Below are 1,732 nucleotides of genomic sequence, written 5' to 3'. Positions count from 1 at the left end.
GGGAGCAAGCGCCCTCGCCACAAAAGCGATGTTCGGCAATTAGAGGCGCAAAAATTTTCAGGAATGTTCATTTCGAAAAAGAAACGAATAAGTAGTGCACTTGAACAATGACTACACCCAAAGACCATAGTAGCCTTCGCTGGCGCTTGAACTTGAGGAGTCCTGCATGTCCGTCCGTCGCACCAAAATCGTCGCTACCCTTGGCCCGGCCAGTAACTCGCCGGAAGTTCTCGAACAGCTGATTCTGGCTGGCCTGGACGTTGCCCGCCTGAACTTCTCCCACGGCACCCCCGACGAGCACAAGGCTCGTGCCAAGCTGGTGCGCGACCTCGCCGCCAAGCACGGCCGCTTCGTTGCCCTGCTGGGCGACCTGCAAGGCCCGAAGATCCGCATCGCCAAATTCGCCAACAAGCGCATCGAATTGAAGATCGGTGACAAGTTCACCTTTTCCACCAGCCACCCGCTGACCGAAGGCAACCAGCAAGTGGTCGGCATCGACTACCCGGACCTGGTCAAGGACTGCGGCGTAGGCGACGAGCTGCTGCTCGACGACGGCCGCGTGGTGATGCGCGTCGAAACCGCCACCGCCACCGAACTGCACTGCGTCGTGACCATCGGCGGCCCGCTGTCGGACCATAAAGGCATCAACCGTCGCGGTGGCGGCCTGACCGCTCCGGCCCTGACCGAGAAAGACAAGGCCGACATCAAGCTGGCCGCGGAAATGGAAGTCGACTACCTGGCGGTATCCTTCCCCCGTGACGCCGCAGACATGGAATACGCCCGTCAACTGCGCGACGAAGCCGGCGGCACCGCCTGGCTGGTGGCCAAGATCGAACGCGCCGAAGCCGTGGCCGACGACGAAACCCTCGACGGCCTGATCAAGGCGTCCGACGCCGTGATGGTGGCCCGTGGCGACCTGGGCGTGGAAATCGGCGACGCCGAGCTGGTGGGCATCCAGAAGAAGATCATCCTGCACGCACGCCGCCACAACAAAGCGGTGATCGTCGCGACCCAGATGATGGAGTCGATGATCCAGAACCCGATGCCGACCCGCGCCGAAGTGTCCGACGTAGCCAACGCCGTGCTGGACTACACCGACGCGGTCATGCTCTCGGCCGAAAGCGCCGCCGGCCTCTACCCGCTCGAAGCGGTACAGGCCATGGCACGTATCTGCATCGGCGCTGAAAAGCATCCGACCGGCAAGACCTCCAGCCACCGCATCGGCAAGGAGTTCAGCCGCTGCGACGAAAGCATCGCGCTGGCGACCATGTACACCGCCAACCACTTCCCGGGCGTGAAGGCGATCATCGCCCTGACCGAAAGTGGCTACACCCCGCTGATCATGTCGCGCATCCGCTCCTCGGTGCCGATCTACGCCTTCACCCCGCACCGCGAAGCCCAGGCGCGCGCCGCGATGTTCCGTGGCGTGTACACGATTCCGTTCGACCCGGCTTCGCTGGAGCCGCACGAAGTCAGCCAGAAAGCCATCGACGAACTGACCAAGCGCGGCGTCGTGGAAAAAGGCGACTGGGTCATCCTGACCAAGGGCGACAGCTACCACACCACCGGCGGCACCAACGGGATGAAGATCCTGCACGTTGGCGACCCGATGGTTTGATGATCGGCTGCTGAAAAACAAAAGCCCCGCCATGTGAATGGCGGGGCTTTTTGGTTTGTGCTTTTGGGAATGCAGTGTTTGGGCTGGCGCTATCGCGAGCAAGCTCGCTCCCAC

The 1,732-nt window shown here is 62.2% G+C and carries 1 protein-coding gene; it reads left to right on the top strand.

Annotated elements, in window-relative coordinates:
• Nucleotides 1-166: 166 nt before the first annotated feature.
• The gene (gene pyk / locus OC610_RS26925; protein ID WP_030140842.1) at nucleotides 167-1,618 is read left to right on the top strand and encodes a pyruvate kinase; all 1,452 of its coding nucleotides are present in this window, start codon (nucleotides 167-169) and stop codon (nucleotides 1,616-1,618) included.
• Nucleotides 1,619-1,732: the final 114 nt, after the last annotated feature.

Source organism: Pseudomonas agronomica (assembly GCF_025917275.1).
Taxonomy (GTDB): domain Bacteria; phylum Pseudomonadota; class Gammaproteobacteria; order Pseudomonadales; family Pseudomonadaceae; genus Aquipseudomonas; species Aquipseudomonas agronomica.
The sequence above is the reverse complement of the archived record's forward strand: the minus strand, read 5'-3'. Positions and strand labels throughout refer to the sequence as shown.

Coding starts and splice junctions, on each gene's coding strand:
- pyk (WP_030140842.1), top strand. CDS start 167: ATGTCCGTCCGTCGCACCAAAATCGTCGCTACCCTTGGCCCGGCCAGT.